2 protein-coding genes are annotated in these 3106 nt (G+C 75.3%); one reads left to right on the top strand and one right to left on the bottom strand.

Annotation, left to right across the window (positions count from 1 at the left end):
• Positions 1 to 113: 113 nt before the first annotated feature.
• The gene (locus KBX39_RS27435) at positions 114 to 434 is read right to left on the bottom strand and encodes a hypothetical protein (RefSeq protein ID WP_030504176.1); all 321 of its coding nucleotides are present in this window, start codon (positions 432 to 434) and stop codon (positions 114 to 116) included.
• A 178-nt stretch (positions 435 to 612) separates the two neighbouring features.
• On the opposite strand from KBX39_RS27435, the gene KBX39_RS27430 reads away from it, so the two are divergent.
• Positions 613 to 3106: DEAD/DEAH box helicase (locus KBX39_RS27430; protein WP_210873247.1), on the top strand; the 2494-nt coding region annotated here is incomplete at its 3' end.

Genomic DNA, 3106 nt, shown 5'->3' with positions numbered 1-3106 from the left:
CCACCCACCCCTTCGCGGTGATCAAGGAGTTTGTGTCCGGAGCAGGCTGGTGCGGTGACACAAACTCCTTGATCAACGCGGAGTTCGGGCGCCGGTCAGGTCGGGTGGGCCGGTCAGGACAGGGCGGTGGAGTCCAACTGGCGGGCGGCCCGGTCGACGGCGCGCTGGGCGACCGCGAGGGACCGCAGCGGCAGCCGGGCGTCGCGGCTCTCCCGGCGCTGGACGAAGTAGTGCACGGCGGCCCGCACGCGCGCCCGGTCGGCGGCACTGGAACGGGCGGTGGCGAGGATCATCTCGCGCAGCCGCCGGGCCAGCTCCTCGGCCAGCTCGAGGTCGGGACCGCGCAACCCGGCGCGGAGCGCGGCCAGCCGGCCGTCGACCTGACGGAGGAGCAGGTCGGTGCCGGGCCCGAAGCCTCGTTCCTCGACGGTCATCCACGCCTCCAGCCCACGCCGCATCGCGAGTGAAGTTACTTTATGTTGCAGTGCACAAGCAACCAGTTAAGTAAGACTTAACGGAATAACCACCCATTTCCCTCCCTGAGCGTCGTCGCCGGGACAGATCGCTCCGGCGAGGCGGCCGGATGTCACACCGGCGCGGCAGGATGGGGTCGTGGCGGACGAGGTGACCCGGTCGGGCGGGGTGCTCCAGGAGTTCGGCGCGGCGACCCGGGAGTGGTTCACCGCGGCGTTCGCCGCGCCCACCCCGGCCCAGCAGGGCGCCTGGCACTCGGTGGCCGCCGGGCGCAACGCCCTGGTCGTCGCGCCGACCGGCTCCGGCAAGACGCTCGCGGCCTTCCTCTGGTCACTGGACCGGCTCGCCAAGGAACCGCCGCCGGCCGACCCCCGCCGACGCTGCCGCGTGCTCTACGTCAGCCCGCTCAAGGCGCTCGCCGTCGACGTCGAACGCAACCTGCGCGCCCCGCTCACCGGGATCCGCCAGGCCGCCGCCCGGCTCGGCCTGGCCCCGCCCGACGTCACCGTCGGCATGCGAACCGGGGACACCCCGGCCGACGAGCGCCGCGCCTTCGCCCGCACCCCGCCGGACATCCTCATCACCACGCCCGAGTCCCTGTTCCTGCTGCTCACCTCCGCCGCCCGCGAATCGCTGCGCGGCGTGGACACGGTCATCCTGGACGAGGTGCACGCGGTCGCGGGCACCAAGCGCGGCGCCCACCTCGCGCTGTCCCTGGAACGCCTCGACGCGCTGCTGGAGCGGCCCGCCCAGCGGATCGGGCTCTCCGCCACGGTCCGGCCGATCGACGTGTGCGCCCGCTTCCTCGGCGGTGCCCGCCCGGTCGACGTGGTGCAGCCGCCGGCCGACAAGACCATCGAGGTGAGCGTCCAGGTCCCGGTGGAGGACATGACCCGCCTCGACGAGCAGGAGCCACCGGAGGACGACCTCGGCGGCCTCGCCCCCCGCCGCCCCTCGATCTGGCCGGCCGTCGAGGAACGCGTGTTCTCGCTGATCCGCGCGCACCGGTCCACGATCGTGTTCACCAACTCCCGGCGCAGCGCCGAACGGCTCTGCGCCCGCCTCAACGAGCTGGCCGCCGAGGAGTTGGAGGCGGCGTCCGCCCCGGATGGCAGCCGCGTGGCCCGGGGCGGGGAGCCGGTGCGCGTATCCGATCTGCTGCCCGGCGTCGACGGCCCGCCGGCCGGCGACGAGGCCGGGCTCGACGACGCCGACGGGCTCGGCCCGATGTCCGGCGGCGGGCCGGCCGACGGGAGCCGGGCCCGGCGCGGGGCGGAGGCGTTCGGCGGGCCGGTGGGGCCGGTGCGCGCGCCGCGGCAGCCGGCCGAGGTGATGGCGCAGTCCGGCGCGGCGACCGGGGCGCCGGCGGTGATCGCGCGGGCGCACCACGGCAGCGTGTCCCGGGAGGAGCGCAAGCAGATCGAGGAGGCGCTCAAGTCCGGGCGCCTGCCCGCCGTGGTCGCCACGTCCAGCCTGGAGCTGGGCATCGACATGGGCGCCGTCGACCTGGTGGTGCAGATCGAGGCGCCGCCGAGCGTGGCCGCCGGGCTGCAACGGGTCGGGCGGGCCGGGCACCAGGTGGGCGCGGTCTCGCGCGGCGTCGTCTTCCCCAAGCACCGGGGCGACCTGCTCTCCTGCACGGTGGTGGCCGAGCGGATGGGCGCCGGGGCGATCGAGGAGCTGCACTACCCGCGCAACCCGCTCGACGTGCTGGCCCAGCAGATCGTCGCGATGGTGGCGCTGGAGCCGTGGCGGCTCGGCGACCTGGCCGTGCTGATCCGCCGGGCGGCGCCGTTCGCGGAGCTGCCCGACTCGGCGCTGCACGCGGTGCTCGACATGCTCTCCGGGCGCTACCCGTCCACCGCGTTCGCCGAGCTGCGGCCGCGGCTGGTCTGGGACCGCGCCACCGACGTGCTGACCGGCCGGCCCGGCGCCCAGCGGCTCGCCGTGACCAGCGGCGGCACCATCCCCGACCGGGGCCTGTTCGGGGTCTTCCTGGCCGGCGCCGAGCGGGCCGCCCGGGTGGGTGAGCTGGACGAGGAGATGGTCTACGAGTCCCGGGTGGGTGACGTGTTCCTGCTCGGCTCGTCGTCCTGGCGGATCGAGGAGATCACGCCCGACCGGGTGCTCGTCTCCCCCGCGCCGGGGCAGGCGGCCCGGATGCCGTTCTGGAAGGGCGACCAGCTCGGCCGTCCGGTCGAGCTGGGCCGGGCGATCGGCGCCCGGGTCCGGGCGCTGCTGCGGCAGTCCGACGCCGACGCGGTGGCGGCGCTGCGCGCCGGTGGGCTGGACGACTGGGCCGCCGGCAACCTGATGAACTACCTGCGCGAGCAGAAGGCGGCCACCCGGTCGCTGCCGGACGACCGGACGGTGGTGGTCGAACGGTTCCGCGACGAGCTGGGCGACTGGCGGCTCGCCGTGCACTCGGTGCTCGGCGCGCGCGTCAACGGGCCGTGGGCGCTCGCGATCGGCCGCCGGCTGGCCGAGCGGTACGGCGTGGACGCCCAGGTCATGCCCTCCGACGACGGCATCGTGGTGCGCCTGCCGGACACCGCCGAGACGCCGCCCGGCGCCGACGTGGTCGTCTTCGAGCCGGACGAGATCGCCCAGCTGGTCGAGGAGTCGGTGGGCA

The organism is Micromonospora sp. D75 (genome assembly GCF_018070405.1).
GTDB lineage: Bacteria > Actinomycetota > Actinomycetes > Mycobacteriales > Micromonosporaceae > Micromonospora > Micromonospora chalcea.
Note: the sequence above shows the minus strand (reverse complement) of the source record. Positions and strands in the feature narration are given on the sequence as shown.